General features: G+C 24.9%; 2 protein-coding genes. Both read right to left on the bottom strand.

From position 1 onward, the window contains the following. Nucleotides 1-151: 151 nt before the first annotated feature. Nucleotides 152-664 (bottom strand): hypothetical protein, encoded by a 513-nt coding sequence (locus tag ACLPIE_RS22490; RefSeq protein ID WP_283126869.1) that lies wholly within the window; start codon nt 662-664, stop codon nt 152-154. A gap of 140 nt (nt 665-804) precedes the next feature. Continuing rightward, the coding region (locus tag ACLPIE_RS22495) for a replication protein (protein WP_430263842.1) at nt 805-1,213 on the bottom strand (409 nt) is incomplete at its 5' end.

A 1,213-nucleotide genomic window follows, 5' to 3' on the forward strand; every position in this document is an offset into this window, starting at 1 on the left:
TTTAGTTTTTGATCCACCGCCATGATATTGATAACAAACAATAAAAGCGAATAAATCACCTTGTGACATTTCGATTTTACAATTACATTTGTTGTCTTTTGGATCAAAAATTAGTCCTGCGCTTGTTTTTATTTTTTCCATAATATTTTCCTTATTGTTGTTTGTAATTTGATTTTATTTTTCTATATAAATTAATAACATAATCCAAAAGTGTTAAAACTCTGTCTTTATATATAGCAATTATTTTTTTTAAAAATTCTTTATATATTGGAGTTAAAGTTTTATATTTATCTGATCTTTCTATGTAATCAGTTTTAAAATGTTCACATAAATAAATTTCATTTACAGATCTACCAAGATAAGAAATAAAAAACATATCCGCTGATCTTGATGATAATTTTAAATTTTGTTCAATTTGTATTTTTTGAACACAAAGGGTTATGATATCTCTTTTATAATTTTTTATGGCAGCAGAAAAATAAGCCATTATTTTTGGATATGTGTAAGTGGTCATTATATAATGAACATCATTTTCAATCCTAGTTTTAAAAATTTTTTCTATTTCATCTTCCATATAAAGATAAGTGTTTGCTGCTATTGTTAATTGTTTTTTTTCTGTTGATTGGATTTTTTCCATTTCTTTAAAAATATCTTCAATTTCCATAATTTCACCTCTTGTTATAGTTATATAAGCGATTATTTAGTAATTAATAATACATTAAATTTAAAAGTCAAATTTTTTTAATGGCAACACCGAGAAAGATAAAAATTTTAATTTTTGTCTTGGGTCGGTGTTATTTTGTTTTATTTTTTCTTTTCAATTTTTTCTGGTTCTGATTTTAAAATGAAACTTTTAACAAATGATAATCGGTCACCATTAAATATATAATCAGGATTTAAGAAATAACAGTTTTGAATTGTAGTTTCAGCAATGAAATCTTTTTTTATTAATTCTTTCATTCCTCTATAAAATGTTGATTCCGATATTTTTATTATATTTTGATCGATTAAATCAAAAGCTAAAAAGATTTTATCATTATCTTTATTCTCTTGAACTGCTCTATATAGCACCTCAAAAACCTTTGTTCCTGCGCTTGTTAATTCAGTTAAAGCCTTAACACCATTAACATATAATTTTAAAAACTGCGTTTGATCCACTTCGTAATACTGGAAAAAACCTGCTCCGCCAATCCTCTCTCCTGTTTCCTCCGAG

This window comes from Providencia sp. Me31A, assembly GCF_050487165.1.
In the GTDB taxonomy this organism is placed as follows: domain Bacteria; phylum Pseudomonadota; class Gammaproteobacteria; order Enterobacterales; family Enterobacteriaceae; genus Providencia.